We start from the raw sequence: 26,552 nt of genomic DNA, 5'->3' as shown, positions 1-26,552 counted from the left end.
GACCGGGTGGGTTCTGTGGACGCTGGAGGCTCTACGCTCGTGTCTCGTGCACGTCGCCCACCTCTCCTTGCAGGACTTCCGCTCGTACCCGGCCGCCGAGGTCGCGCTCGGGCCGGGGGTCACCGCGTTCGTGGGCCCGAACGGGCAGGGCAAGACGAACCTGGTCGAGGCCATCGGCTACGTCGCCTCGCACGGCAGCCACCGGGCCGCGACGGACGCGCCGCTCGTCCGGCACGGCGCGCCGCGCGCGATCGTCCGCGCCGGGATCGTCAAGGACGACCGCAAGGCGCTGATCGAGCTGGAGATCAACCCCGGCCGGGCGAACCGGGCCCGGCTCAACCGGTCCCCCGTCCCCCGGCCGCGCGAGATCCTCGGCATGCTGCGGACGGTCCTGTTCGCCCCGGAGGACCTCTCCCTCGTGAAGGGCGACCCGGGGGAGCGGCGCCGCTTCATGGACGAGCTCCTGACCGCCAGGGCCCCCCGGTTCGCGGGCGTCCGCTCCGACTACGACCGCGTCCTCAAGCAGCGCAACGCCCTGCTGAAATCGGCGGCCGCGCACCGGCGGTCCCCCGGCGCGGAGGTGCTCGCGACCCTCGACGTCTGGGACTCCCACCTCGCGCGCACCGGCTCCGAGCTCCTCGCCGCCCGGCTCGACCTCGTCGAGGCGCTCCGCCCGCTCGTCGCCCGCGCCTACGCCGACCTGGCTCCGGCGGGCGACGCGGCCGACCTGACCTACAAGAGCTCGCTGGGGGACGCCGAGTTGTCCACAGACCGTGGAAAACTCGGCGAGCAACTGCTGTCCGCGATGGGCGAGTCCCGAAAACAGGAGCTGGAGCGGGGGGTCAGCCTCGTCGGCCCGCACCGGGACGAGCTGGTCCTGCGGCTGGGGGAGCTTCCGGCGCGCGGCTACGCGAGCCACGGCGAGTCCTGGTCGTTCGCGCTCGGCCTGCGGCTCGCCGCGTTCGACCTGCTGCGCGCGGACGGCGACGACCCCGTCCTGATCCTGGACGACGTGTTCGCCGAACTCGACACCGGGCGCCGCGACCGCCTCGCCGAGATGGTCGTGCCCGCCGAGCAGGTCCTGATCACCGCCGCCGTGCCCGCCGACGTCCCGGCGGAACTGACAGGGGGTTCGTATACCGTCTCCGACGGCCGGATAACCCGCGACTGACCAGGCGATGACGGAGAAGGGGTGAGAGCGTGAACGACGATCCACAGGATGTGCACAACTCCCCCGAGTCCGCACGCGCGCCCGAGCGCCAGTCCGAGTCTGAGCTTGAGGGGCCGTCCGTGCCCGAGGAGCCGCCTGCCAAGTCGGGGATCGAGCTGGCCCGCGAGGCCCTCGCCCAGGCGAAGGCGGACGCCGTGAAGCGCGGCACCGTCCCCGGGCAGAAGTCCAGGCGCAAGGGCGCCGCGCGGGGCGCCCGGGTGCGCGAGCCCGGCCGGGGCGGCGACCCCAAGCAGTTCGGCTCCGCCATCCACGAGCTGCTGGCGTCCCGCGGCTGGGAGCAGCGGGCCGCGGTCGGCGGCGTCTTCGGCAACTGGCCGGGCATCGTCGGCGCCGAACTCGCCGAGCACACCCGTCCGGAGCACTTCGAGGACGGCGAGCTCACCATCGCCGCCGATTCGACCACCTGGGCGACGCAGCTGCGCCTGCTGTCGTCCACCCTCGTCCGCCGTCTGAACGAGGAATTGGGCCACGGCACCGTCCGCCGCGTAAAGGTGGTGGGACCTTCCTCAGGCCCCCGCCGCACCGGTGCCTGGCGAGCCCGCTGACCCCGCCCCACCGGGTGTCCCGGCGGGTCACCCCGGGGGCGGGGCCGGGTGGCGCTGTGGAGGGTGTTCGGTGTCGGCAGGGGGTGGGAGCATCTGGGACAGGGTGTGCGGAGGTGGACGCGCCGGTATGCGGTACGTAGGCGAGCGGCACGTAGACTAGATAAAACCCCCGGTCCTATGGGGGGATGCATCTCTAGGTCCGATCGGCCGCCACACGCGCACACAGCGCTCGACAGTGCCACTTTCCGCCGTGTGACCCGGTAGAATGAAATCGGTTCAGGATGCTGCGCCGCCAACGGGTGCCCAGGGCTCTGACCGATGCGAAGACCAGAGCACGCGGGCGCCTTCTCATGTGTGTTACGGGGCACACCGTGCCCTCCCTCGGGCGCGGAGCGGCAGACATCCCCGGCAGGAGGATCTTCCTTTGGCGTACGACGCTAGTTCGATCACCGTCCTTGAAGGGCTTGAGGCGGTTCGCAAGCGCCCCGGCATGTACATCGGCTCGACCGGTGAGCGCGGCCTGCACCATCTCGTCTACGAGATCGTGGACAACGCCGTCGACGAGGCCCTCGCGGGCTACGCCGACGACATCGTGGTCACGTTGATGGCCGACGGCGGCGTGAGCGTGCTCGACAACGGGCGTGGCATCCCCGTCGGCGAGCATCCCGTGGAGAAACGTCCGGCAATCGAGTTGGTGCTCACCACGCTCCACGCGGGCGGCAAGTTCGACGGCAAGTCCTACGCCGTCTCGGGCGGGCTGCACGGCGTGGGCTCCGCCGTGGTGAACGCGCTGTCCACCCGGATGGACGCCGAGGTCCGCACCGACGGCCACGTATGGCGCCAGTCGTACACGTGGCGCGGGCCGGAGACGGAGCTCCAGAAGGGCGAGCCGACCGACGAGACCGGCACCCTGATCAGTTTCTGGCCGGACGCGGAGATCTTCGAGACCACCGAGTGGAACTTCGAGACCCTGTCCCGCCGCATGCAGGAGTACGCGTTCCTGAACCGCGGCCTCGCGATCACGCTGCGGGACGAGCGCCCCGACCACGTCAACGGCGAGCCCCGCGTCGTCCGCTACCACTACGAGGGCGGCATCGAGGACTTCGTCCGCTACATCAACGCGCGCAAGGACGCCGTCCACGAGTCCGTCGTCTACTTCGAGGACGACACCAAGGGCATGTCGATCGAGATCGCCATGCAGTGGAACTCGTCCTACGCCGAGTCCGTCCACACGTTCGCGAACACGATCAACACGGCGGAGGGCGGCACCCACGAGGAGGGGTTCCGCGCGGCGCTGACCACGATCGTCAACCGGTACGCCCGCGACAAGGGCCTGCTGCGCGAGAAGGACGACAACCTCACGGGTGAGGACGTCCGCGAGGGCCTCACCGCGATCATCTCCATCAAGCTGGCCGACCCGCAGTTCGAGGGCCAGACGAAGACGAAGCTCGGCAACACCGAGGCGAAGTCGTTCGTCCAGAAGGCGTGCAACGAGCACCTGCGCGACTGGTTCGAGGAGAACCCGGGCGAGGCCAAGGAGATCATCAACAAGGCGTCGCAGGCCGCGCGGGCGCGGGTGGCGGCGCGGCAGGCGCGCGACCTGACCCGCCGCAAGAGCCTGCTCGAGTCGACGTCGCTGCCCGGCAAGCTGTCGGACTGCCAGTCCACCGACCCCGGCAAGTCCGAGCTGTACATCGTCGAGGGCGACTCGGCGGGCGGCTCGGCCAAGGGCGGCCGCGACCCGCACTTCCAGGCGATCCTGCCGATCCGCGGCAAGATCCTCAACGTGGAGAAGGCCAGGATCGACAAGATCCTGAAGAACAACGAGGTCCAGGCGATCATCACCGCGCTGGGCACCGGCGTGCACGACGAGTTCGACATCGCCAAGCTCCGCTACCACAAGATCATCTTGATGTCGGACGCCGACGTCGACGGCCACCACATCAACACGCTCCTGCTCACGCTGCTGTTCCGGTTCATGAAGCCGCTGATCGAGGCCGGCCACGTGTACCTGTCTCAGCCGCCGCTCTACAAGATCAAGTGGGATGCCCGGGGCACCGAGGCCGACTACGCCTACTCCGACGCCGAACGGGACGCGATCATCGAGGCCGGCGTCGCCGCCGGCAAGCGCGACCCCCGTCCCCGCGACCTGGTGCAGCGCTTCAAGGGCCTCGGCGAGATGAACGCCAACGAGCTGTGGGACACCACGATGGACCCCGACAACCGGGTCCTGCTGCAGGTCCAGCTCGACGACGCCGCCCAGGCGGACGAGCTGTTCAGCGTGCTCATGGGCGAGGAGGTCGAGCCCCGCCGGGAGTTCATCCAGCGCAACGCCAAGGACGTGCGCTTCCTCGACATCTGACGTGCGGATCCCCGCCTCGGCGGCTCCCAGGCTCCCCGCCCCGGCGGCCTGACTCCCAGAGGCGACCGCACGCGCATCCCACCGAGCAGCAGAAGAGGTCTTCAGAGTGACGGACGTGACCACCGAGGGCGGACACCCGGGCGAACGGATCGAACCGGTCGACATCCAGGTCGAGATGCAGAAGAGCTATCTCGACTACGCGATGTCGGTCATCGTCGCGCGCGCGCTGCCGGAGGTCCGCGACGGCCTCAAGCCCGTCCACCGCCGCGTCCTGTACGCGATGTACGACGGCGGCTACCGGCCCGACCGCGGCTACTTCAAGTGCGCCCGCGTCGTCGGCGACGTCATGGGGAACTACCACCCGCACGGCGACTCCGCCATCTACGACGCCCTGGTCAGGCTCGCGCAGCCCTGGTCGATGCGGTACCCGCTGGTCGACGGCAACGGAAACTTCGGCTCCCGCGGCAACGACCCCGCCGCCGCCATGCGGTACACCGAGTGCCGCATGGCGCCGCTCGCGATGGAGCTGCTCCGCGACATCGACAAGGAGACCGTCGACTTCTCCCCCAACTACGACGGCCGGTCGCAGGAGCCGGACGTCCTGCCGTCGCGGTACCCGAACCTGCTGGTCAACGGGTCCGCCGGCATCGCGGTCGGGATGGCGACGAACATCCCGCCGCACAACCTGCGGGAGGTCGCCGAGGGCGTCCGCTGGTACCTCGACAACTACGGCGCGTCCGACGAGGACCTGCTCGAAGCGCTGATCGAGCGCGTCAAGGGCCCCGACTTCCCGACCGCCGGGCTGATCGTCGGCCGCAAGGGCATCGAGGACGCCTACCGCACCGGCCGCGGCTCGATCACGATGCGCGCCGTCATCGAGGTCGAGGAGATCCAGGGCCGCACCTGCCTCGTCGTCACCGAGCTTCCGTACCAGGTCAACCCGGACAACCTCGCCCTCAAGATCGCCGACGGGGTGAAGGAGGGCAAGCTCGACGGGATCGCCGACGTCCGCGACGAGACGTCCGGCCGGACGGGGCAGCGGCTCGTCATCGTCCTCAAGCGGGACGCGGTCGCCAAGGTCGTCCTGAACAACCTGTACAAGCACACCCAGCTGCAGGAGACGTTCGGCGCGAACATGCTCGCGCTGGTCGACGGCGTGCCGCGCACGCTGCGCATCGACCAGTTCGTCCGGCACTGGGTCGCGCACCAGATCGAAGTCATCGTCCGCCGCACCCGGTTCCTGCTCCGCAAGGCCGAGGAGCGCGCCCACATCCTGCGCGCCCTGCTCAAGGCCCTCGACCGGATCGACGAGGTCATCGCGCTGATCCGGCGGTCGCCGTCCGCGCAGGAGGCGCAGCAGGGCCTGATGAGCCTGCTGGAGATCGACGAGGTCCAGGCGCAGGCCATCCTCGACATGCAGCTCCGCAAGCTCGCCGCCCTGGAGCGCCAGCAGATCACCGACGAGTACGACAAGCTCATGGCGGAGATCGCCGACTACAACGACATCCTGGCCTCGCCCGAGCGGCAGCGGCAGATCGTCGGCGACGAGCTGGCCCCGATCGTCGAGAAGTTCGGCGACGAGCGACGCACCCAGATCATCCCGTTCGACGGTGACGTCTCCTACGAGGACCTCATCGCCGAAGAGGACGTCGTCGTCACGATCACCCGGGGCGGCTACGCCAAGCGCACCCGCACCGACCTGTACCGGGCGCAGCGGCGCGGCGGCAAGGGCGTCCGCGGCGCGCAGCTCAAGCAGGACGACATCGTCGACCAGTTCTTCGTCACGACGACGCACCACTGGATCCTGTTCTTCACGAACAAGGGCCGCGTCTACCGCGCGAAGGCGTACGAGCTGCCCGACTCCGGCCGCGACTCGCGCGGCCAGCACGTCGCGAACCTGCTGGCCTTCCAGCCGGACGAGCACATCGCCCAGGTCATGGACCTGCGCGACTACGACGTCGCGCCCTACCTGGTGATCGGCACGAAGAGGGGCCGGGTCAAGAAGACCGCGCTCCAGGACTTCGACTCGCCGCGCACTGGCGGCATCATCGCGATCAACCTGGTCGACGACGACGAGGTGATCGCGGCCCGGCTCGTGTCCTCCGACGACGACCTGCTGATGGTGTCGACCGGGGCGCAGGCGATCCGGTTCCGCGCCGACGACGAGTCGCTCCGCCCGATGGGGCGCGCCACCTCCGGCGTGATCGGCATGCGCTTCGAGGAGGACCAGGAAGTCCTGAACATGCTGGTCGCGCAGGATTCGTCCCAGGACGTCCTGGTCGCGACCGAGGGAGGCTATGCCAAGCGGACCCCCGTCGACCAGTACCCGCTGCAAGGTCGTGGGGGTAAGGGCGTCCTCACCGCTAAGATCGTGGAATCTCGCGGGATGTTGGTAGGGGCTCTGATGGTGGGTCACGACGACGAGGTCTTCGCGATGACGTCGAACGGCGGAGTGATCCGCACCACAGCGGCGGAGATCAAGCAATCCGGCAGGCAGACCATGGGCGTCCGTCTGATGAACCTCGCGGACGGGGACAGCGTGGTGGCCATCGCGAGGAACGTAGAGTCCATGGAGGACTCGGAAGAAGCCGAAGGGGGCGAAGGTGCGTGATGAGCGCGACGACGTCCCCGATCCGCTAGGCCAGGAGGACACGTGAGCACCGAGCCCGGCAAGAACGAGGACGGGCCCGGTACGGGCGCGCCCGGCGGCGGCTCCGGATCGGGCTCCGGGACGGGCTCGGCCGGGAAGTCCGGGCGCTCCGCCGGGAAGTCCGGGGCGAAGCCGGGCAGGTCCAAGCCGGGCCGGTCGGGGAAGACGGTGTCCGCCGCGTCCTCCTCGTCCGGACGGGACGAGACGACCGTCGACATCGGTTCCTCCGGGACGGACGAGACCCGCAGCGATCTCTCCCAGGTCGCGGACGACCAGGCCAAGCCGTCCGACACTCCGGAGATCGCCCCCATCAAGGACACCGCCGAGCCTGCGAAGGACGATTCGGCGGCGGGCACGCCCTCGAAGACCACGCCGACCCCGCCCGGTCCCCGCTCGTCGGGGCCCGGCTCCGGGTCGTCGGGCTGGAGCAGGCCCACGGAGCCGTCGGGTTCGGTCTCCAGCGGGCGTTCGGAGTCGCCGAGCAAGCCGTTCACCCCGGCGTCCTCGTCCGGCTCGTCTGGCGCTTCCGGCTCTTCCGGTTCGGGCGGTTCCGGTGGCTCCGGGGGGTCGAACCGCAAGGGTTTCGCGGGCACCATCCTCAAGGACCGTCCGTCCTCCACCACGGTCGCGCCGGCCAAGACCTCGTCCAAACCCGCGGTCTCCGGCAAGCCCGCCCGCAAGGCGCAACTGCAGCTCGCCCGGCTCGAACCGTGGTCGGTCATGAAGTTCAGCTTCGTGATGTCGCTGGTCTGCTTCGTCGTGCTGCTGGTCGCGGTGATCGTCCTGTACACGATCCTGTCCGGACTCGGCGTGTTCGACGCCATCAGCGACACCATCAACAGCCTCACCAAGGAGCAGGGCGAGACCACCGGCAGCGTCGACGCGGGCAGCTGGTTCTCCTTCTTCCGCGTCTTCGGCTACACCGTCCTCGTGGGCGCGCTGAACGTCCTTCTCATCACCGCGCTCTCCACGGTCGGCTCGGTCATCTACAACCTCGCCGCCGACCTCGTCGGCGGCGTCGAAGTGACCCTCAAGGAGGCCGAGTAATCGATTTCCGGTTGCCCCGCAGGATGGGGTAACCTCTCGTTGCGCCGCCCAGTACAGCGGCACAACCCGGGCCTATAGCTCAGTCGGTTAGAGCGCATCCCTGATAAGGATGAGGCCGGAGGTTCAAGTCCTCCTAGGCCCACCCAGTCAGCCCCTCTAGGGGCCGAGACCGTAGAACAGACACTTCCCTCTGTGGGATTTCCGCGGGACGATCTTCCGATCGTCCCGCTTCTTTTTTGCCGTTGCCGACCTTGGACCGGGACAGGGGCGGCGTGCGGAGTTGCACCAACAGCGACTCGGCGCTGTGTCACGGCCCATGCGACATCAGGACGGCCTCGACCGACACTCTGGCTGCTCTGGCTCGCCTGGGTGGCACTGGCCGCCGTCACCGTCGCCGTCGTCGCCGCCACCTGGCAGCGGTAGCGGGAGTGGAGGAGCTGTAGAAGGCGGCACCCATCGGAGCCATGTTCCTCATGTGTTTTCCACAGTCTGTGGAAAACACATTCCCGAGTTGAGTGTCCTGTTGCTGGTGGGCGGCCCGCTCGGCATGGTCATGATCATGTGGACGCCGTCATTCTTCCGCTCCACGATCTCCATCGGGCTCAGCGACACGGCCCGCCCATCCGAGAAGTGGGGGCGTGGCGGCGTCCGTGGACCCCGCGTCCGGGCCTCGCTGCATGCCGTAGGGCGTGAGCCGCATGCGGGACGTGCACCGTTGTGGATGAACGTCGCTGGTTGGGGACGTGGCTGGGGATGGTCGGTGGGCAGCGTTATCCACCGGGACGGCCGGGGTGTGGAGGCTGTCCGTCCACAGTGTGTGTACGTGGTGTGGGCAACCGTCCGGCGGAGGTGGTCTTTCGACTGGTCAGCAGGTTTTCCACGACGTGGACAAGTCGTCCCGGGGGTTGGGGGCAACCTGGGGAAGAATGGTGGACGCAGCGGCAGGCGCCCGTACCCAGGGTGTGCACAGAAGTTATCCACAGGTTGTGGAATCTGTGCACGGCGGCGAGTGGGCGCGCATGATGGACGAGATGGCGCGTGATCCGCCGCCCAGACGCTGAAAAGCCCGGCTGTTCTGGGGAATCCACTGTGGACGCGGGCCGCCGGAACGCCGGTCGACAGGGGGAAAGAGGTGTGCGCGAAGGGAATCCCCAACTGTGGATAACTATCGCTAGAGATCCTTCGCCACGGGGTGGCGGGGTTGGTAGATCGGGAGTTCGCCGCCACTCGGCAGTCGGATCGCCGTGAGCAGTCCCCAGCTCTGCTCGGTGATCGGGACGTCGACCTGGACGCCGCGGGCGCCCAGTCCTTCAAGCGTGGTCTGGATGTCGTCGCACATCAGGTAGAACTCGTGCCGCGGTTCGCCCTCGGTCGGATGGGCGGCCACCTCGGCCGGCGGCAGCTTGAAGATCAGCCAGCCCCCGCCCGCGTCGACGTTCGGGAAGCCGAGGACGTCCCGGATGAACGCGCGGTCCGCCTCGGCGTCGCGGCTGTAGATGATGACGTGTGCCCCATTGATCATGTTCCCCCCCCTGGCTCTCGCGCCTGTTCCTTCCCCACGAAAGGGCTGGCTTGCACCGAGAACCGTGGTGGCTCCACGGGATGAGGAAGGAGGTCCCCGCCGTTACCTCTACATGGCGCGTAATGTCCGCATGAAAACGATCGCCGCGCCACGCCCGGCGACGCGGAACGACGGATGCGCGCGAGGCCTTGCGACCAGGGACATGCACGCCTCGAACAGGCCTGTCACCTGCGAACACCAGTTCGAATGCGTGCTACGCTCCCCGCATGGGGCACTTGCTGAACGAGCCGGTGCGCGCCGAGCACGACCAGGCAGGGCGGCTCACCGCGTACGAGTGGCGCGGAGCGCGCTATGCCGTGCAAGAGGTACTGAAGACCTACGGAACGCCCCAGGAGGGCCGGGTCTACCGGGTCCGCGTCACGGGCGCCGAAGGCGTGGCGGTCGCGGAGCTCGGCCGTGACGAAGACCGCTGGCGACTCCGGACCGTCTTCTCCGCCTGACAACCCCATCCGCCCCACGCCCGCCCACACCGACACCGACTCCCCTCCCGGCGCGATGCCCGTCAACACCGGCGCGGTACTCACCGGCCCACCCGGCGTCTCCACCCCCGGTGCCATGCCCGACAATTCCGGGGCGGTGACCGACAGCACCCGGGCCGTGCCCGCCAAGACTGGGTCCGTCTCTGGAAGCAGCGGAAGTGTGCTCGACGGCAACAGTGCGGCCGCCGAGAACGCCTGCACTGTCTCCGCCCTCACTGGCGTCGTCTCAGAGAACAACGGGAGCGTGTCCGGCTGCGGCGGCGTGGTCGGGGAGAGTGCTCGCGCTGTGCCTGGCGGCGGTCGCAGGGTTGGTGGTGGCGTTCGTGTCGGCGCCGGGCGTGACGTTGTGCTCGGACAACGGGGCGAACGGCGAGGAGAGCGGGATCGGGTTGTTTGGACCCGGGTTGGCGGGGTTCAAGGGGGGCCGCTCGATCTGCTGACGGCTCGGATCGGACGGCGGCACTATGCGCCGCATATCCATGATCAGTATGCGATCGGGGTGACGGTCGACGGGCTGGAGACGATGCGCTACCGCGGGGAGCGCGTCTACTCGGGGGCCGGGAGTGTCGTGGTGGTCGAGCCGGGCGAGGCGCATACCGGTGGCCCGGCGAGGGAGGAGGGCTTCGCCTACCTGTGCGTCTATCCCGATCCGGAGTTGCTGGGCGCCGTGCTGGCGGAGGACCCGGGCCCGTCGCCGCTGTGGCCGCACTTCCGGGAGCCGATCATCGGTGACCTCCGGCTCGGTGAGGAGCTGCGGCTCGCCCATCGCGCGCTGCGGCTCGGCGAGGATCCGCTCGAGGGCGAGTCCCGCCTGCTCGGGGTGCTCGGCGCGCTCGTCCGGCGGCACGCGAGGCCGGGGCGTCCGGCGGCGGTCCCGGGGCGGCGCGCCGCCGACGCGCGGCGGATCGCGCGTGCCGTCGCTGAGCGGCTGTCGGTCGAGGTGACCGCCCCGCCGACGCTCGCCGAGGTCGCCGCCGACCTGGAGATGTCCCGCTACCAGTTGTTGCGGACGTTCCGGGACGTCGTGGGCATGCCGCCGTACGCGTGGCTCGCCCAGCACCGGGTGACCCGGGCCCGCGCGTTGCTGGACGCCGGACACCGTCCCGCCGAGGCCGCGTTCCTCGTCGGGTTCGCCGACCAGGCGCATCTGACCCGCTGGTTCCGGCGCGTGGTGGGCGTCACACCGGGCGCGTACCGCAACAGCGTTCAAGACGGCGGCGGGTCGCGGCGCGCATCCTGAATCTGTCCGCGAGGCCACCCGCCGCGGACCGGAACGGGGAAAACGGAGGTCGGTATGAGTCGCCGCGGCTGGGCGCTGTTCGCGCTGATGAGCGTGCTGTGGGGCATCCCCTACCTGATGATCAAAGTGGCCGTCGAGGGCGTCTCGGTGCCCATGGTGGTCTTCGCGCGGACCGCGCTCGGCGCCGCCGTCCTACTGCCGCTGGCGATCCGCGCCGGACGGATGGACGTGGTGCGCCGCCACTGGCGTCCGCTGCTGGCGTTCACGGCGGTGGAGATCCTCGGCCCGTGGGCGCTGCTGTCGGACGCCGAGAACCGGCTGACCAGCTCCATGACCGGATTGCTGATCGCCGCCGTCCCGATCATCGCCGTGGTGCTCGCCAGGCTCACCGGCGACGCGGAGCGGCTCGGCGTGCTGCGCTGGGCCGGGCTGCTGGTCGGCCTGGTCGGCGTCGGCGTCCTCGCCGGGCCGCACCTGGGCGGCGGCAGCGGGTGGGCGATCGGCGAGGTCATGCTGGTCGCGGTCGGCTACGCGGTCGCCCCGATGATCACGACGCGCCGGCTGCGGGACCTCCCGAGCCTGCAACTGGCCGCGTTCGCCCTCGCCATCGCCGCCGTCGTCTACGCCGGTCCCGCGGCCGCCACCTGGCCGGACGAGATGCCGAGCGGCGAAGTCCTCGCCGCGCTCGTCGGCCTCGGCCTGATCTGCACGGCGCTGGCGTTCATCGTCTTCTTCGAGCTGATCCGCGAGGTCGGGACGTCCAGGGGAATGGTGTTCACCTACGTCAACCCGGCCGTCGCCGTTGTTGCGGGCGTTGCGTTCCTGAGCGAACCGCTGACCGGGACGATCATCGCGTCCTTCGCGCTGATCCTCGGCGGCTCCGTGCTGGCCACCGCCCGCGCTCCGCGCTCCTCATCGCCGACCTCGGCCGCGCAGCAGCAGCCGAACCCGCGTCCCGAAGAAGCCCCCACGGCCTAGCCCATGGCACTGGTGGCCCTCCGCGTGTTCGGTCAGCGGAGGGTCACTTTGAATTCGGCGGCGGTCGTCGTGTTGCCCGCCGTGTCCATGGCGCGGTATTCGATGGTGTGGCGGCCCTTGCCGAGTTTGCCGTAGGTGAGGCTGTCGATGACCGTGCCGTTCTCGGTGAAGAGCCAGGGGGCGGACGAGTCGGTCGGCCAGCCGAAATAGTTGAACCAGCCGTCGCCGTCCACGCGGAACTCGGACACGACGACGCCCGCGTGGTCGTCGGCGCCGGTCAGGCGCATGGTGAACGGCCCGTCGAAGACGTACTCGGGCGTGTGTCCGGGACGAACCTGAGCTGCCTTGGAGAGCTCGTATTTCACGGTCGGGGGCTCGGCGTCGATCGTCCAGGCGCGGGACTTGGAGCCGACGCGCGCGACCAGTTTGTGCGTGCCCTTGGACAAGTGGAAACGGCCGAGATAGATGTCCCGGTCGCCGCCTTTCACGCGACGTCCGTCCAGTTCCCAGCGGACGGACGGCACACTCCGCACCGGATGCGACGTCTCGGCGTAGACCACCGAGTCGGCGCCCACCGGCTTGTCCGTCGGCGTGGACGAGCTGAAATCGACCGGTACGTCACCGGGCGGGGTCTTCACGCCCGTGTCGACCGTCCAGGTGCGGACCTGGGTGAGCGCGGCGGACGACCGGACGGCCGGGTCCCGGACGAAGCCGGTCGGGTCGACGACCGTCGCCTGAACGGTGTGCGTGCCCTTCTTCAAGTGCAGCCGCGACAGGTCGAGGTTCGCACCCGCCGCGCCGTTGCCCGCAGGCGTCGTCGCCCGTACGGGCTTCCCATCCACCGTCCATGTGATGGAGAGCTGGTGACCGGTCGGGTGCATCGTCTCCACCCAGAGGACGCGGTCGGCGCCGACCGGTGCGTCGGTCGGCGTGTGGGCCTGGACGAGGTTGACCTTCGCCGATATCCGTTGTGTCATCCGCTCGCGGGCGACCTGGTCGAAGTAGTAGCCCAGCGTCTTCATCATTGAGTGCTGGCTCGGCCTCCACACGCCCTTACTGAAATAGATGCCGCCCTCGTAGCGTCCTATGGTCCCCCCGGATTCGCTCCGTTCACCCAGCCACCGCCACCACTTCTGCTTCTGCGTCTTCATCTCCTCCTCGGTCAGCAGAGTGTGGTGAATGGAGTCGGGCTCAGGACCGGTGTACGTCCCGCCAGGGACACCGCGTTGGTAGTAGTCGTACTCGTCCTGCAACCCGCCCAGTGAGTGGCCCAACTCGTGCGGTGCGATGAGGGCGGACATCGCGTTCCCACCCGATGCCGTCGCGTACGCCCCGCCTGCACCTCCATAGGTGTCGCTGTTGGCGAGCGCGAGAATCTGACGGTTCGCTAGAGAGGCCCCTGGGACGAGGTCCGCGTACGTCTTGGCCGCCGCGGAATCCATGACGAGAAGCCGCTGAATGCCGTCCTCGCGGCAGCCGCTCCAGAACGCCATGCGCAACGGTGTCGTCCGGCGTGGGGACGACAATGACGGGTCACAACTCACCCCAGACTCACCGGACGGAATCTCCACCGCGTACACGTTGATATAGCTGCGGTACGACTTGAACGGCTCGATCGTCCACAGGTCGTTGAGGTGTGCGGCGAGGTTGGTGCGGAACTTCGGCATGTCCGCAGGCGTGTAGCCGTCCCCGAGGACGACGAGGTTGAAGCGCTTGGCGGGGTCGCCGGTGACCTGGACCGGCACCACGGTCGCGTCGGCGGGGTCCGCGGCCCGCGCCGGGACCGCCGCCAGGGCCAGCACGGTCACGGCCGCCGCCCCGGCAGCCGCCGTCCTACCCGTCGTACCGGTCGTCCACATGCGCAGACCTCCTCGGGACGGCGCTGCGCGGCAGGCGAGATGCCGCCCGGGAGGACGCGAGCGCCGCACGCCCCGCCGATCAAGCGGGACTGCCCGGATTATCACCTGGCGACCCGATTTTGTCGCCACCCTGGCGCGTCCCAGCCTCCCGGTCATCTCTTGTCGCGTTGGCCCTGGGCTAGAGCGCGGGTGATGCGCGGGCCGCCCGCGCGGCGCTGCACCGCCGCGGACAAAGCGGGAGCGACCCCGCCCAGCCGGGCGCCGAGCCGCAGGCTGAGCGGTGCGACGTCCACCTCCGCGATGTTCCGTTCGACGGCCCGGACGGTCGCCCGCGCGACGTCGCGCGGTGTCCGCGTGCCGACGCCGCGCGGCAGCGTGACCCCGGCGTCCGCGAACATGCCCGCGTCCCGGATGAAGCCGGGGAACACGGTCGACACGCCGACGCCGTGCGGCCGCAGGTCCTCGCGCAGGGCGAGAGCGAACCCGCGCATGCCGAACTTCGTCGCGTTATAGAGGGAGGCATGCCCGGACGCCGACTTCCCGGACAGCGACGACACGAACACCAGGTGCCCGCGGCCACGATCGGCCATCCGCGCGCTCGCGAGCTTCGCCATCACGATCGGCGCCCGGAGGTTCACGTCCAGCACCCGGTCGATCTCGGTGATCGAGTAGTCGGGGAGCAGGCCGGACGCGGGGAGCGCGGCGTTCGCGACGAGGACGTCCACCTGGCCCGCGTCGTCGAGCAGCCGTTCGGCGGACGCGCGGTCGGCCAGGTCGGCGACGATGGCCCGGCCGCCGAGCCGGTCGGCGAGCGGTTCGAGGACGTCCGCGCGGCGGCCCGTCAGGACCACACGTCCGCCCCGGTCGGCGATCGCCCGCGCGAGCGCCCGTCCGATCCCGCCGGTCGCCCCGGTGACGAGGACGTTCGCTCCGCGCAGGTCCATGCGCAGATGATGGCGGATCGGTCCGCACAAAACCACGGATGCTCACATTCCGATCCGCCAGAGGACCAGGATGAGTGCCGCCAGCACCAGCCCGGCCGCGCCGAGCGGGACGTCCCCCAACGCGATCACCCCCGCGCAGCCGAACGCGATGACGCCCGCGGCCACCACCACGCCGCGTCCCCCGGACGACTCCCGAAACGGCCCCTCCGAGCGTTCCGCAGCCTTCGGCGCGCCCGGCTCGAACTCGTGTTCCCAGCGCCGGAAGTCGTCCTCCGCCATCGAATCTCCCGCAGGGTCGTCCCCGGGATCGCGCGGCCGGACGGGCGTCCCGGCGGGGTGGCGCCGGCCACACCGGATTGGACCGCTGGTCCGATACCGGTGAGGGGGTGCGGATCGGCCGGGAACGATTGCTAGGCTGCGGAGAGCCTGGGGGAGCAGACGTCGAGGTAAGACATTCCCCCGGGTTTGACTGCATAGTCGAGGTGAAGGGGTCCCACCGTGAAGAAGCTGCTCATTTTGGCCGTCGTCGCACTCGGTGGCTTCGCTGTCTGGCGCCGGCTGCAGCAGGACCGCGCCGAGCTGGACCTGTGGACCGAGGCCACGTCGTCCGACAACTGACGTTCTCGTCCGTCTGCCCGCGAGAGCCGGAGCCCGTGCGGGCCGACCGAGGATGGAAGCGCTCACCGAGACGACGGCGATAAAGGCCCCGGCGTGAACGAAGCAGATCCGATCACCGTCGCCTGCCTCGATCTCGCCGGGACCACTGTCGCCGACGGCGACACCGTCCACACCGCCTTCGCCGAGGCGATCGCCGCCCTGGGGATCGTCTCCGGCACGGCGGCGTACGACCGTGCCATCTCCCGCTTCCGTGACTCGCGGGGCGCGTCGAAGCTCGGCGTCTTCCGCTCGCTCTTCGACGAGGCCCGCGCCCAGGCCGCGCACCTGGCCTTCGAGCGCTCCTACGCCGACCTCGTCGACCGCCGCGGCCTGCACCCCGTCCCCGGCGCGGACGAAGCCCTACTGCACCTCCGCGACGCCGGCGTCCGCGTCTGCCTGCTCACCGGCTTCAGCCGCAGCACCCAGGCCCGCGTCATCGACGCCCTCGGCTGGTGGGACCGCGTCGACCTCACCCTCTGCCCAGAGGACGTCCCGCGCGGACGGCCATGGCCCGACCTCGTCCTCTCCGCCGCCCTCCAACTCGGCGTGGACGACGTCCGCAACATCGCCGTCTGCGGCGACACCGCCAACGACATGCTCGCGGGCCGCCGCTCGGGCGCGTCGATCGTCGCCGGAGTCCTGACCGGCGCCCACGACCGCGCCCGCCTCCTCACCGCCGGCGCCACCCACATCCTCCCCACCATCGCAACCTTCCCCACCCTCGTCCTCCCGGCCGCCGCCGGTACCCCACGAACCGCCGACCACGGGTAGGCTTGTGCCGCCGCAAGGGGCCTTAGCTCAGTTGGTAGAGCACCGGCTTTGCAAGCCGGGTGTCAGGGGTTCGAATCCCCTAGGCTCCACCAGCGAAAACGCCCTCATCCCGATCACGGATGAGGGCGTTCGTGCAATTAGCGTGCGATTAGGCCACCGGGACGAGCACCCCACCGAGGCCGCCGTCCCCCTCGTCATCGTCGCCGCCCCGCTCCGTCTTGATCTTGTTGTCGAGCGCGTCAGCGATGGCCCGGCCCGCCTCGGATGTCGCGTGCTGATAGATCATCGCCGCCCGGACGCTGTCATGCCCCATCCGGTCCATGAGGTCACGCAGGCTCGCCCCACTCTGGGCAGCGAGCGTGTTGCCCGTGTGCCGCAGGTCGTGAAAGTGCAGGTTCGGGAGCCCGATCGTTTCGACGGCCAGGGCCCACCGGGACGCCCGCCGGAAGTTGCCTCGCCGCAGTACCCCGCCGTTTGGCCCCGCGAAGACGAGCACGGAAGCGTCGTCGGGGACGTGCGCCCGCAGGTGTTCGCGGATCAACGGAACGATGCCCGCCGGGAAACTCACGGTGCGCTTGCCCGCCCGAGACTTGGGCGGCCCGATCACCAGGTCACCGCTGTCGAGTTCGAGGTACTGCCGCCGGACGGACACCGCACCGGCCCCCAGGTCGATGTCTCGGCGAGTGAGCGCAACGGCCTCTCCCCATCGGAGACTTGCGAAGGTCGCCAGGAGCACGAGGGCCCGGTATCGGTCGTCATGCTCGACGGCCGCGCACCCCTCCACGGCGAGGTTCCACAGCACGCGCTCGGCCGCCTGGCGGTCCGGGAGGTACTGCGGGAACGCCCGCGTCCCACCTTCCACGAGCCGGTATCGGAGCTGGAACTCCCCGGACGGCATCTCGCGGATGTTGCCCACCGGGTGACGCCCGAGCAGTTCAGCCAGTTCGAAGACTTGCGCCAGCGTGAGCACGGGGCGTTCCTCCGGCGTCTCGTCACCGGCGCCTTTGATCCGGCATGGGTTGCGCGCGAGCATGCTGTCTTCCTCGGTCGCGGTCATGAGGACCGCCCGCAGCAGCCGGTACGCCTTTGCGGTCACGCTTGCCGAAACACCGGACTCCAGGAGGGTCATCCGCCATTCCCGGACCATGCTCGTCTTGATGTCGCCGACCGAGACCCCGCCCAGGTGCGGCCCGATGTGTTTGCGCAGGAGCCGCTCGTACAGTTCGACGGTACGAGGCCGCAGGCCCGCCCGCTCTTTGATCCACTTCGCGGCGTAGACGTCGAGCTTCACCTTCGCGCGCTCAGGGTCGATCCACTGCCCTTGGAACATCTGAGCTTCGGTCAGCGAGAGGAACCGTTCGGCGTCGCCCTTGCGTTCGTATGTCTCCGGCGCGTACCGCCGCTTGCCATCGGGCCCCAGGTAGCTCGCCTGAAAGCGCCCCGAGGGCAGCTTGCGGACGTTGCCGAAACGACGGTGGCCGCCCTTGTTTGCCATTAGGCCGCCCTCCAGACGTCGGACGTGGTCATCGGCTCGACCAGCCCCGCCGCGATGAACTCACGAACCGCGGATTCAGGGATGCGGACGAAGCGCCCGACCTTGACGAAGCGGATGCGCCGTTCGGCGATGAGCCGACGCGGGAACCGCTGCGAGGTGTTGAGGTACTCGGCCGTCTCAGCCACCGTCAGCAGCCGATCGGCCGAGGAGAACGACGGACCGTCTATCCGCTTGGTCACGCTGCCTCCGCAGTTGCCGAAAGTTCTGGGGTGGGGTTGTGGGTTGCGGCGTCGAGCTGGCGGCGCCGTTGGATGCGTTCGTTGATCAGCAGGAGGAGCCGTTGTGCGGCCGGTTTCACGTCCGGATCACCGGGGCCGGCTCTTTCCCAGACGTGGACCGCTTGCGGATCAGCCGGGTTGGCGACGGGGATTCCGGCCTCGGCCAGTCGTGCCAGGACCCATGCCTTGCGGTCGGCTTTGTGGTCGGCGAGGGTCTTGCCGGACCATTTGCGAGAGACCAGGACGCGGCGGCCGCCGTAGCCGAGGTGTTCACGTCGGTGGGCTTTGCCCTTGCAGTAGCCCGGCGTCATGCCTTTGCGCGGGTTCTTGGGTTGGACGCCGTAGCGCAGCCAGTTCGCGCACGTGGGCGAGCAGGGTTCGTAGCGGAGCGCTTCGGCCATCCGGTCGACGTGTTCGCGCTGCGCGCTTGTCTGGGCGGTGTGGCATTCGGCGACGCCCTTGACGAGGTACTTCTCTAGTCTCTTACCGCATACTGAACGGCATGAACAGAACCCCCCGGCGCACAGGTGGGCGGACGTTACTCGAAACTGCCCCTGACCAGCTAGTTTGGGCCCTGTACGGGCGCGAGTCCTTCGACGTCACCGGCGACGCGGAGCAGGTAACCGCCCAGCTTGCCGAGATGCGAGAGTACGTCACGGGCATCGGTGGCCGCATCGGACGCGAGTTCCCGGAAAACAACGTCTCGGCATTCCGGCGTGTCCGGGTAATGCTGCCCGATGGCACATACGGTTACCGAGTGGTGCGCCCTGACTGGGACGCCATGATGACCGAACTGAGAAAAGGCACCTACAATTCGCTGTGCCTGCCGAACATCGATCGCGGTATGCGCGATCCCCGCGACCTGGAAGATTTGATTGACCTGGTCGAATACTATGGCGTTCACGTCGTAGGAATGACGGGGAACATCGATCTCACTACCGATACGGGAATTTCCGCCGCGCGTCACGACGTCAACCAGCGCAACCAGGAATCCCGGAACATTGCGCGCCGCATGCAGGGCGGTAACCGGCGCGCGGCCATGAAAGGGCGCAACCACGGGGGCGCTAACCGCCCGTTCGGATGGCGCAAAGACCGTATCAGTGTCAACAAGCGGGAGGCGAAGCACATCCGCCGGGAAATCCCCCGTCTGTTGGCTGGTGTTCGCCCGGCAACAATCGCGATCGAATGGAACGAACGTGGTATCCCCACGGTGACCGGGCGGGGTCAGTGGCGGGCTATGACCATCGTGCAGATCTTCACCAATCCGCGTCTGTGTGGATGGAAGACCTATCGGGACGAGATCCTCACCGACGTCGACGGCAACCCGGTTAAAGGCGTCTGGGAGGCCATCATCACCGATGATGAACACCTAGCGCTTGTGGAGGCAATCCGGCCGTCCAAACCATCCCGGAAGAACCGGGGACGCGGGCACGTGATGAAGTATCTCCTTTCGCCGTTCATACGGTGCGGAAAGTGCAACGCGCGCATGTACGGCGGTGTGCAGTACTACCACAAGAAGACCGGCAAACCCGTCGTCGCCTACCGGTGCCCCACCAAAGGATGGGGAGGATGCGGGGGCATCACCCGAATCGCAGCACCGATCGACGAATACGTGACCGAACTCGTCATCCAGGAACAATCGCGAATCAGGCTCCAGCGGCGTAAAGAACTCCCACCTTGGGACCGGGAGGACGAACTCCGCGACGTTGCCCAGCAGATCCAGGAATCCACCGATGCCTACAAGGCCAAACGGATATCGGGAAGCCGGTATTTCGCGCTGATTGAAGACTTGGAGGCCAGCGAACGGCGACTCAAGGCAGAAAAGCGCAAGTATGAAGCCAAGCGGCAGGCGCGGGCGGTCGAAATCCCTGACCTGCGCGCGGAATGGAATCGGCCGGACTTCACACTGGAACAGAAGCATGCGGCCATCGCCAAAAGCATCACCGCTCTCATTATCCATCCCGCGCCGCGCCAGGGGGCAAAGTTCAGTCCCGACCAGATCACCCCAATCTGGAATGAGGAGGATGAATAAGCCTTTCCGGATTCGACTGTCGGCAGCATAAGGCGACCCTCGCTAGCGCGAGGGTCGCCGCTTCTGTGTTTAGTCGTCACTAATGTTCAGTCCGTAGATTCGCGCGACCGACCGCGCCCAGTTCTCCGAACGCTGCGGTGCGTGCCTGAGTTGTTCTTCAGCCCACTCTTTCGGCGTGGGTATTCTCACCTTCTCTCTTTTGTGGCTTGTGCACTTCTTGCGAGACGTTTTCGCATCACCTCCCCTCCACGGTCGCCGTCACATACTGGTGACGGTACGGGGACGCATCACACCTCCTTCCACATCACGCTGCGTACTCGTCTCAGACTCGTCTCATGGACGTCCACGCCGCCTATACGTGCAGACGCGCGTGAGACGTGGACGAGACAAATCCGTGGACAATCACACAGCGTTACCTCTCGTCGTTCCTGCTCGCCGTGCGAGCAATGCCCATGCTCGCGCACTGATAGACGCAGGTGAAGCCCACGGCGCTCCATGTGCCCTCACGGCCCTCACGGGCATCCCGGGAGGGCTTCTCCTCATCTGCGGCGCTCTCAGACGCTCTGAGAGCCTCTGGAGGCTCTAGGGTCTCCGTGCCCCTTACCGATCTTTTCTGATCAAGACTCGATGGCGGGCTGGGGCGTCCCGGCCGAGAGCATCAAAAGCTCGCGATAAGCCGTAACCGATGCCTGGCCTTCCTGTTCGGCAGGAATGGGTTCAAGCACCCGATTCGCGAGATTCACCACCATCGTTGTCCGATCGGCGAGCGGTACGGCTTCAAATGTCGCTTGAGCGTGACGAATGCCCTCTGTGACATCACCCGAATGCGTGCGGGCAACGGCCCGGAGTAGATTCACCTGCACGGGCGTCCGGCGATTGGTCCCCGGATAGAACTGCGTGGCTCGTTGCGCGGCGGCATCTGCTTTGGCAGTGTCTCCGTCATGCGCATATACCCACGCTTCGACATAGCGAAGCCGACCTTCGCCCATTGCATTCGCTGAGTTGATCTCACTAGAGATACTGGTGGGCAGCCGGTCAAGAACGACTTCCAGGCGTGGCAATTCTGCTTTGGCTGCATCAGGGTTACCCGCTAAGGCCAACGTTTGCGCTCGTCCACCACTTATCTCTGCAAGCCCCGAGCAAGGGCGCCCCCCGGCAAGGTCTATGGCATCATTGGCGTACTTGAGCAACAGCGGTATAGGGCGCTGCTCGTAGATCCCATGAATGAGACGCTGACCCCGTACCCACAAACGGGCCGTGAGGTCCTCGGAGCTATCGCTAGCGCTTTGTGCCGTTTGCCACCAATGACGGGCCTCGCGCGTTCTTCCGAGCTGACTCATGGATTTAGCCATCAGGCAGGAAAGGGTACTCCCGACGCGGCACCACTCTTTATAAACCAGCGTATCCCGATTGACATCCCTGGTAATCAGACGGAGCGCCACCAAATCCGCCGCAAGATCGGCAACGAACTGTTGGGGCGGAGCAGACAGATAACCGTAGCCATACTCGACAGCGGTTTCCTCCCAGTGTTCGATCTGCTGGCGCTCACCGCTTTCGAAGGTGCGATCAATGCCGCTACGGATGCTTTCCAATGCCTGGACAACCGGCGTGACACTCAGGCCGAGAGCGGCGAGATTTTCCAAGAGTTCACGGCGTTCCACGTCTTCCTCCTCTCCGTTAGGAAGAGGGTCCAGCGTTGCCGGACGGCGGCCCGACTGGTAGTCGACATTGCCGAAAAGCTCGTCTTCCTCCAGCCCGAAAGCCACCGCGTAGGTCGTGCGCCAGTCGCGCGGAAAATGAATTCCCTGTTCCCACTGGCGTATCTGACGGCGAAGCGATGTCAGGTTCCCGTTGGAAATACCGTTAGCCGCAAAGAGGCGCTTCGCCAATGCGTACTTACTCCAGCCTCTCGTCTCTCGCTCGACTTGAAGACGAATGGCCCACGCGGGTCGGTCATCTGTGGTGTCCGCAATCAGTTCGTCCAGGACTTGGCGGGAAACCTTGATAGCGTCAGCGATTTTAGGACGCACGTGCGGTTGTGGCTCAGTTGCACCGTTCTCCCAACGGGCAACAGTGGTGCGCTCAACTCCAAGATAGGCGGCAAGCGTCTCTTGCGTATACCCAGATGACCGACGCGCACGAGCGAAACGCCGACGCGCCAATTGTGGCCTCCCTGGAATAGCGGTCATATCGAGCCCTCCCCTGCGGACGGGTTGCCTGCCGTGAGAGCCATAGTTTCAGTATCACCCGAGGTCAGGTGTTTTATGCGACAAACTTGCTACAGAGATGCCACAAGCAGACACACAGACTTCTGACGGGGCGACGCTCACGGAGATCATCACTCACGGTGGCTGTGCACCGTTCGTGCAGTGCGCGCGTTCGCGGCCCTACGCGCGCAGACGCGCACGAGGCTTTGCACATGCACGGCTGCACCGACGATCACAGACGGTGACCATTGCCGCTGGGCGCATCGTGCCGCTTGTGCCAGCTGGCACGTATCGCTCGCGCGTCTGCACGTTGGGGGGCGGATGCGTGGCACATGGCACGACCGGCACAACCGGAGCATGATCACGCAAGACCGTGAATGCTCTCCGTTCGATCTCCTGTGATCATTGGGTATATTCGCAGGTCATAGCCTTACAGATACTGCGGTAAGAGAGTATTCGTTTACTTGGTCAGGTAGCCGATGCAGCGGCGGGAGTCGGCCGAGTCGGCGAGGACGCCTTGCGCGTCGATCTGGCGTCCGAACTTGACCACGTGCAGGGGTTCGGCGTCGGCATCCTCGCCGAGGGCGTCCAGCGCCTCATCCCATGTGGGCAGTACCTCGCCGGTAGTGGGGTCGAGGTAGCCGCCGCCGTTGTCGCCCGCCGCGTCGTCCCAGACCGGCAGGTGTTCACCGTCGAAGACGACGCGATCGGTCGAGGGCCACCACACCTGGTGATAGGTGGCCGCCACCACCTGTCGCAGCTCAGCCCGCGAAATGGTGCCGCGAATGGCCATGTGCAGGTGGGGAGCGAGACGGCGTTGCGGTTCGACGGCGGCGAAGTACTGCACGTCGTAGCCGACGAACCGGCGTAGGTTCTGCACGAACCGGTCCACCAGCTTGGAGAAGTGCAGGGCGTCGCGGGCGGCCCGCGCGTAGTCGTAGGACTCGGGGTCGACCGGCGTACCGTCACCGCGCACCCGCCCGTAGGAGTCGAGTGTCAGCGTGAGGAACAGCGAGGGGCGGAAGGTGTTGCCGTCCTTGCCCCGGAACACCTTGCCGACCGTGCGGGAGTCGACCGGACGCCGAGGAAGGTCGGGCGCGTCCTGCCGCCGCCGCGTCGATCGGGTGCGTCGGCTCTTGCTCTGGTCACCGGCCTTGAGGGAACCGCGGACCCCTGCGCGTTCAAGCTCGTTGTCGAGGTCACGGACCACTGCATCCCAGAACGCAGCGTCTTCCCCGTGCGCCGTACCGTTCTCGGCCGCGAGGTCACGGGCTGCCGCCGCTTGTGCCCGCAGTTCCATCCACGCGCGTTGCTCGGCGTCGGGGTCAGCGCGCGTGATGATCGGTTCCTCGGACAGGTGCCAGCCTTGGCGACACTGGACGGCCCGGAGTTTGCGCTTGCGTTCGGCGCACGAAGGGCAGACCGAGGCCAGGGTGTGACCGCACGGGACATAGACCACTTCGGCCGCGCCCGTGTTCAGGTCAACCCGCCGCATGGGGACGGGACGGATGCAGACGCCGTGTTCGACCGCGACCGCTTCCAGTACCCCGCGCGCCAGCGGAGCCAGCGTCTTGACCACGGGTTCTGGGCCGGGTTCGGTCGACGAGGGCCGGGTGTCCTGGGAGGTGTCGTCGAGGGTGGGTTGCCTCATGCCGCCTCCACACCGGGCAGGCCGAGCGTGACCATGTCGCGGATGTCAGCGTCGGAGACGTAGGCCGCCCGCACCCGCACCGGGTCAGGTGAGGTTTCCAGCCGCACGAAGCCCACGCCCGCGCCGATCTCAGGGATGGACGAGATCTGGTCGGCGAGAGCGCCACGGTCGCGGGCACCGTCGCCGAGGACCATGTCCACCTGTTCGTCTTCGTCCAGGCGCAGGGCGATCCGATCGGGGAACAGGTTGCGCAGGTTGTTGACCTCCTTGCGCGCGTCCTGCTGCGCACCGATCACGCAGTACCCCACCGACCGGCCCTGCGAGGTCAGCACGGCCAGCGCCGACTCAGCCCGCTTACGTAGATCACGCTCAGGGCAGTAGGCGGTCAGGAACGCCAGCTCATCGACCACGATGACCCGGAACGGGTGCTCATGGGTAGGCGTGAACGAGCGGGTCACCCCGGCGAACTGTTCGGCGCGGGCGTTCATGTCCTCGGCCGCCGCTTCGAGAAGCTCGACCATGCCGCCCTTGGGATCGTCGCTGTAGCGCCCGTACCGCTCGAACAGCGCCCGCCCGAACGACAACTCCATGCGCTTGGGGTCGATGGCCCAAACCTCCACCAGCCCGGCGAGCATGAGCGGCAGCACGGCGCGGATGGTGGACCAGATGACCGAACCCTTGCCCGCCCCTGTCGCCCCCGCGATCAGCACATGCGTCCCGAGGAGCCGAAGCCGCCACGGCGACCCGTCCTCCTGCCGTCCGATCACCAGCCCGGACAGGTCGACCGCGGAGCCGTCCGGGACGGGCAGGGCAGGGATGGGGACGGCGAGGGCGTCACGGCGGACGAATTCCAGCCAGATGCGGCCGGGACGGTCCCCGGCGCGGACGCGGACGAGGGTTGCCCCGAAGCCGTGCGCGAGGTTGGCCGCGACCCGTTCCCACGCGTCCGGGGCCTGGCCCTTGAGCATCCGGACGAGGACCCGGTCCGAGGTTGGACCGCAGCGGACGCGGACGAGGGAGGGCAGGTACTCCCGCCCCTTGTGAACCTTGGTCAGCCCGGCCGTGACCAGGACGGGTTGCCAGTCCCGCCGGTACACCGACACCAGCCGCCCGTGCACGAGCCGGACGAGCGACCCAGCGGACGAAGGACGGACGGTCCACCACCGCCCACAGGGCCAGGCCCACGGCGACGAGGGCCAGGACCAAGACGGGGACGAGCCAGCCGAACCGGTAGCCCAGCCAGGCCAGCCCGGACAAGACGGAGACGGGGACTATGTTGCGGACCAGGAAGACGACCGTCCCGACCAGTGCGCGGACGGCGTTGACGATCAGGACCAGGCCCTCGGGCATGTGCCAGACCGGCGGCGCCCATTTCGGCGGCGCGAACGGGTCACGCTGTGCCTCAACGGCGACGTTCTCACCGGGACCGAGCTTGCGGAACTCCCATGCCATGATGGAGACACCTCTTCTTTGTGCTGTTCAGGGGAGAGAAGCGGGGCGGCCGGAGGTAGCAGCTCCAGCCGCCCCACCCAGATCAGGCCGCCGCGTCCTGCATGGAGTCGACCGCAGCGCCGTTGATGGCGTGGAGCCGTTCCACCTCGGCGGTGAACTCGGAGACGACCTCCAGCAGCCGCCGCGCGTTCTCCACGTCGCCCGCCTCCACCGCGCCCCGCGTCCGGTTGCTCAGCATCAGGGACACGCCCGCAGCCTCGATCACCAGAATCGGTCCTGCCTCCGGGTTCTCGGGGTAGGTGTGGCAGTAGAACCGCGTGCCCGCGCCGAGGTGCAGGTCCATCCCGCCATATCCGTCCTTCACGCCGCCCTCCCCTTGCCCGAGGACCGCCCCGACGAGGACCCGCCAGACGAGGGACGACGGCCAGAGCGGTACAGCCGCTCCACCTCCACCGCGTACGCCGCCGCCTGTTCGGCCAGCCGCCGCGCGAACTCCACGTCCCCGGCGCCCAGCCGCTCGGGAAGAGTGAGCGTGACCAGCACCCGACCGGCCGAGACGGTGAACAGCGGCGTACGCGCCCGAAACGTCTTGAACTCGGACGAGGCCGCACCGTCGATCGGCAGCGACAGCGCCGACATGCGCCCGCCCGCCATCACGCCGCATCCTTCGCAGCCGCGTCCTTGCCCGGCCGTCCCGCACCCTTGAAGTTGGCCGGACGCATCGCGCCCGCCTTAAGGGAGTAGGCCAACCGCCCGGTACCGGAGTTGACGTAAGGCGTCACGGTCAGGGCGTCGAACTCCACCGGCACGAACGGAAACCCGGTCGGAGCCTCCGGCATGATCGGCTGAACCGGCGCGGTCAGCTTGACCTTGAACGTGCCCTTGGACTCCGGGTCGGCGTCCAGCACCTCAACCGCCCACACCAGTTCGCCCGACTCCTTGTCACGCGCCTGGACGAAGTTCTCCCGCGTCGACCGGTCGAAGTCCCGCACCGGCTCCACGCCGCCCTTGATGAACGCCCCGAACGGGAACACGTCCCCGAACGCGACCTTGAACGGACCCTGCATCGCCATGGCGATCACTCCTATCCGG

At 68.1% G+C, this 26,552-nt stretch carries 24 protein-coding genes and 2 tRNA genes; 13 read left to right on the top strand and 13 right to left on the bottom strand.

Going from position 1 to position 26,552, the window contains the following annotated elements:
• Positions 1-46 precede the first annotated feature (46 nt).
• The 6 genes from recF (at position 47) to FXF65_RS13140 (ending at position 7,977) form a co-directional block, all read left to right on the top strand.
• Positions 47-1,171, top strand: coding sequence for a DNA replication/repair protein RecF (recF, locus tag FXF65_RS13165; RefSeq protein WP_148350189.1), 1,125 nt, complete (start codon positions 47-49; stop codon positions 1,169-1,171).
• A 29-nt stretch (positions 1,172-1,200) separates the two neighbouring features.
• Positions 1,201-1,776, top strand: coding sequence for a DciA family protein (locus FXF65_RS13160; RefSeq protein ID WP_246198547.1), 576 nt, complete (start codon positions 1,201-1,203; stop codon positions 1,774-1,776).
• A gap of 424 nt (positions 1,777-2,200) precedes the next feature.
• Positions 2,201-4,138: a DNA topoisomerase (ATP-hydrolyzing) subunit B gene (gene gyrB, locus FXF65_RS13155; RefSeq protein ID WP_148350187.1), complete on the top strand. Its 1,938-nt coding sequence runs from the start codon at positions 2,201-2,203 to the stop codon at positions 4,136-4,138.
• A 106-nt stretch (positions 4,139-4,244) separates the two neighbouring features.
• Positions 4,245-6,749: a DNA gyrase subunit A gene (gene gyrA / locus FXF65_RS13150; RefSeq protein ID WP_148350185.1), complete on the top strand. Its 2,505-nt coding sequence runs from the start codon at positions 4,245-4,247 to the stop codon at positions 6,747-6,749.
• A 42-nt stretch (positions 6,750-6,791) separates the two neighbouring features.
• Positions 6,792-7,835, top strand: coding sequence for a DUF3566 domain-containing protein (locus tag FXF65_RS45255; RefSeq protein WP_246198545.1), 1,044 nt, complete (start codon positions 6,792-6,794; stop codon positions 7,833-7,835).
• A 68-nt stretch (positions 7,836-7,903) separates the two neighbouring features.
• Positions 7,904-7,977, top strand: a tRNA-Ile gene (locus FXF65_RS13140).
• A gap of 1,029 nt (positions 7,978-9,006) precedes the next feature.
• Here FXF65_RS13140 and FXF65_RS13135 read toward each other — a convergent pair.
• On the bottom strand, positions 9,007-9,357 hold the full coding sequence (locus FXF65_RS13135) for a VOC family protein (RefSeq protein WP_148350183.1): 351 nt from the start codon (positions 9,355-9,357) through the stop codon (positions 9,007-9,009).
• 266 nt (positions 9,358-9,623) lie between these two features.
• On the opposite strand from FXF65_RS13135, the gene FXF65_RS13130 reads away from it, so the two are divergent.
• From FXF65_RS13130 to FXF65_RS13120, 3 genes are all read left to right on the top strand, one after another.
• Complete coding sequence (locus tag FXF65_RS13130) at positions 9,624-9,857, top strand: hypothetical protein (RefSeq protein WP_148350181.1); 234 nt, start codon at positions 9,624-9,626, stop codon at positions 9,855-9,857.
• Positions 9,858-10,242: 385 nt separating this feature from the next.
• On the top strand, positions 10,243-11,136 hold the full coding sequence (locus tag FXF65_RS45250) for a helix-turn-helix transcriptional regulator (RefSeq protein ID WP_281288904.1): 894 nt from the start codon (positions 10,243-10,245) through the stop codon (positions 11,134-11,136).
• Positions 11,137-11,190: 54 nt separating this feature from the next.
• Positions 11,191-12,114 (top strand): DMT family transporter, encoded by a 924-nt coding sequence (locus FXF65_RS13120; protein ID WP_148350179.1) that lies wholly within the window; start codon positions 11,191-11,193, stop codon positions 12,112-12,114.
• Positions 12,115-12,146: 32 nt separating this feature from the next.
• Here FXF65_RS13120 and FXF65_RS13115 read toward each other — a convergent pair whose 3' ends face one another.
• From FXF65_RS13115 to FXF65_RS13105, 3 genes are all read right to left on the bottom strand, one after another.
• Entirely contained in the window at positions 12,147-13,973 is a 1,827-nt protein-coding gene (locus tag FXF65_RS13115; protein ID WP_148350178.1) for a M64 family metallopeptidase, read from the bottom strand.
• A 152-nt stretch (positions 13,974-14,125) separates the two neighbouring features.
• A complete protein-coding gene (locus FXF65_RS13110; protein ID WP_148350175.1) occupies positions 14,126-14,917 on the bottom strand; it encodes an SDR family NAD(P)-dependent oxidoreductase in 792 nt (263 codons plus the stop codon).
• Between the two features lie 42 nt (positions 14,918-14,959).
• Positions 14,960-15,196 carry a hypothetical protein gene (locus FXF65_RS13105; RefSeq protein ID WP_148350174.1) on the bottom strand — a complete coding sequence of 79 codons (237 nt, stop codon included), beginning with the start codon at positions 15,194-15,196 and terminating at the stop codon, positions 14,960-14,962.
• 219 nt (positions 15,197-15,415) lie between these two features.
• Here FXF65_RS13105 and FXF65_RS44655 point away from each other — a divergent pair, with 219 nt between their 5' ends.
• From FXF65_RS44655 to FXF65_RS13095, 3 genes are all read left to right on the top strand, one after another.
• Complete coding sequence (locus FXF65_RS44655; RefSeq protein WP_211342807.1) at positions 15,416-15,535, top strand: DLW-39 family protein; 120 nt, start codon at positions 15,416-15,418, stop codon at positions 15,533-15,535.
• Positions 15,536-15,628: 93 nt separating this feature from the next.
• Positions 15,629-16,345 carry an HAD-IA family hydrolase gene (locus tag FXF65_RS13100; protein WP_148350172.1) on the top strand — a complete coding sequence of 239 codons (717 nt, stop codon included), beginning with the start codon at positions 15,629-15,631 and terminating at the stop codon, positions 16,343-16,345.
• Between the two features lie 16 nt (positions 16,346-16,361).
• Positions 16,362-16,437: transfer RNA gene (locus FXF65_RS13095), tRNA-Ala, on the top strand.
• Between the two features lie 56 nt (positions 16,438-16,493).
• Here the strand turns inward: FXF65_RS13095 and FXF65_RS13090 are convergent.
• From FXF65_RS13090 to FXF65_RS13080, 3 genes are read right to left on the bottom strand one after another with little or no spacing between them, the layout of a single operon-like run.
• Positions 16,494-17,840: a tyrosine-type recombinase/integrase gene (locus FXF65_RS13090; RefSeq protein WP_222868544.1), complete on the bottom strand. Its 1,347-nt coding sequence runs from the start codon at positions 17,838-17,840 to the stop codon at positions 16,494-16,496.
• Positions 17,840-18,079, bottom strand: a complete 240-nt coding sequence (locus FXF65_RS13085) for a helix-turn-helix domain-containing protein (protein WP_246198541.1) — start codon at positions 18,077-18,079, stop codon at positions 17,840-17,842. The genes FXF65_RS13090 and FXF65_RS13085 overlap by 1 nt, the downstream gene beginning before the upstream one ends.
• A complete protein-coding gene (locus FXF65_RS13080; RefSeq protein ID WP_342787329.1) occupies positions 18,076-18,645 on the bottom strand; it encodes a replication initiator in 570 nt (189 codons plus the stop codon). The genes FXF65_RS13085 and FXF65_RS13080 overlap by 4 nt, the downstream gene beginning before the upstream one ends.
• Here FXF65_RS13080 and FXF65_RS13075 point away from each other — a divergent pair.
• The gene (locus tag FXF65_RS13075; protein WP_148350170.1) at positions 18,621-20,150 is read left to right on the top strand and encodes a recombinase family protein; all 1,530 of its coding nucleotides are present in this window, start codon (positions 18,621-18,623) and stop codon (positions 20,148-20,150) included. The genes FXF65_RS13080 and FXF65_RS13075 overlap by 25 nt on opposite strands.
• Positions 20,151-20,767: 617 nt before the next feature.
• Here FXF65_RS13075 and FXF65_RS13070 read toward each other — a convergent pair.
• The 6 genes from FXF65_RS13070 to FXF65_RS13045 form a co-directional block, all read right to left on the bottom strand.
• Positions 20,768-22,339 carry a helix-turn-helix domain-containing protein gene (locus tag FXF65_RS13070; RefSeq protein ID WP_148350168.1) on the bottom strand — a complete coding sequence of 524 codons (1,572 nt, stop codon included), beginning with the start codon at positions 22,337-22,339 and terminating at the stop codon, positions 20,768-20,770.
• Positions 22,340-22,817: 478 nt separating this feature from the next.
• Complete coding sequence (locus FXF65_RS13065) at positions 22,818-24,008, bottom strand: replication initiator (RefSeq protein WP_187412266.1); 1,191 nt, start codon at positions 24,006-24,008, stop codon at positions 22,818-22,820.
• Entirely contained in the window at positions 24,005-25,126 is a 1,122-nt protein-coding gene (locus FXF65_RS13060; protein ID WP_246198539.1) for an FtsK/SpoIIIE domain-containing protein, read from the bottom strand. Before FXF65_RS13060 ends, FXF65_RS13065 begins: the two co-directional genes overlap by 4 nt.
• 416 nt (positions 25,127-25,542) lie before the next feature.
• A complete protein-coding gene (locus FXF65_RS13055; protein ID WP_148350166.1) occupies positions 25,543-25,824 on the bottom strand; it encodes a hypothetical protein in 282 nt (93 codons plus the stop codon).
• Complete coding sequence (locus FXF65_RS13050) at positions 25,821-26,114, bottom strand: hypothetical protein (protein ID WP_148350164.1); 294 nt, start codon at positions 26,112-26,114, stop codon at positions 25,821-25,823. Before FXF65_RS13050 ends, FXF65_RS13055 begins: the two co-directional genes overlap by 4 nt.
• Positions 26,114-26,533: a plasmid replication, integration and excision activator gene (locus FXF65_RS13045; protein ID WP_148350162.1), complete on the bottom strand. Its 420-nt coding sequence runs from the start codon at positions 26,531-26,533 to the stop codon at positions 26,114-26,116. The genes FXF65_RS13050 and FXF65_RS13045 overlap by 1 nt, the downstream gene beginning before the upstream one ends.
• Positions 26,534-26,552: the final 19 nt, after the last annotated feature.

It is taken from the genome of Actinomadura syzygii, from assembly GCF_008085905.1.
GTDB lineage: Bacteria > Actinomycetota > Actinomycetes > Streptosporangiales > Streptosporangiaceae > Spirillospora > Spirillospora syzygii.
Note: the sequence above shows the minus strand (reverse complement) of the source record. Positions and strands in the feature narration are given on the sequence as shown.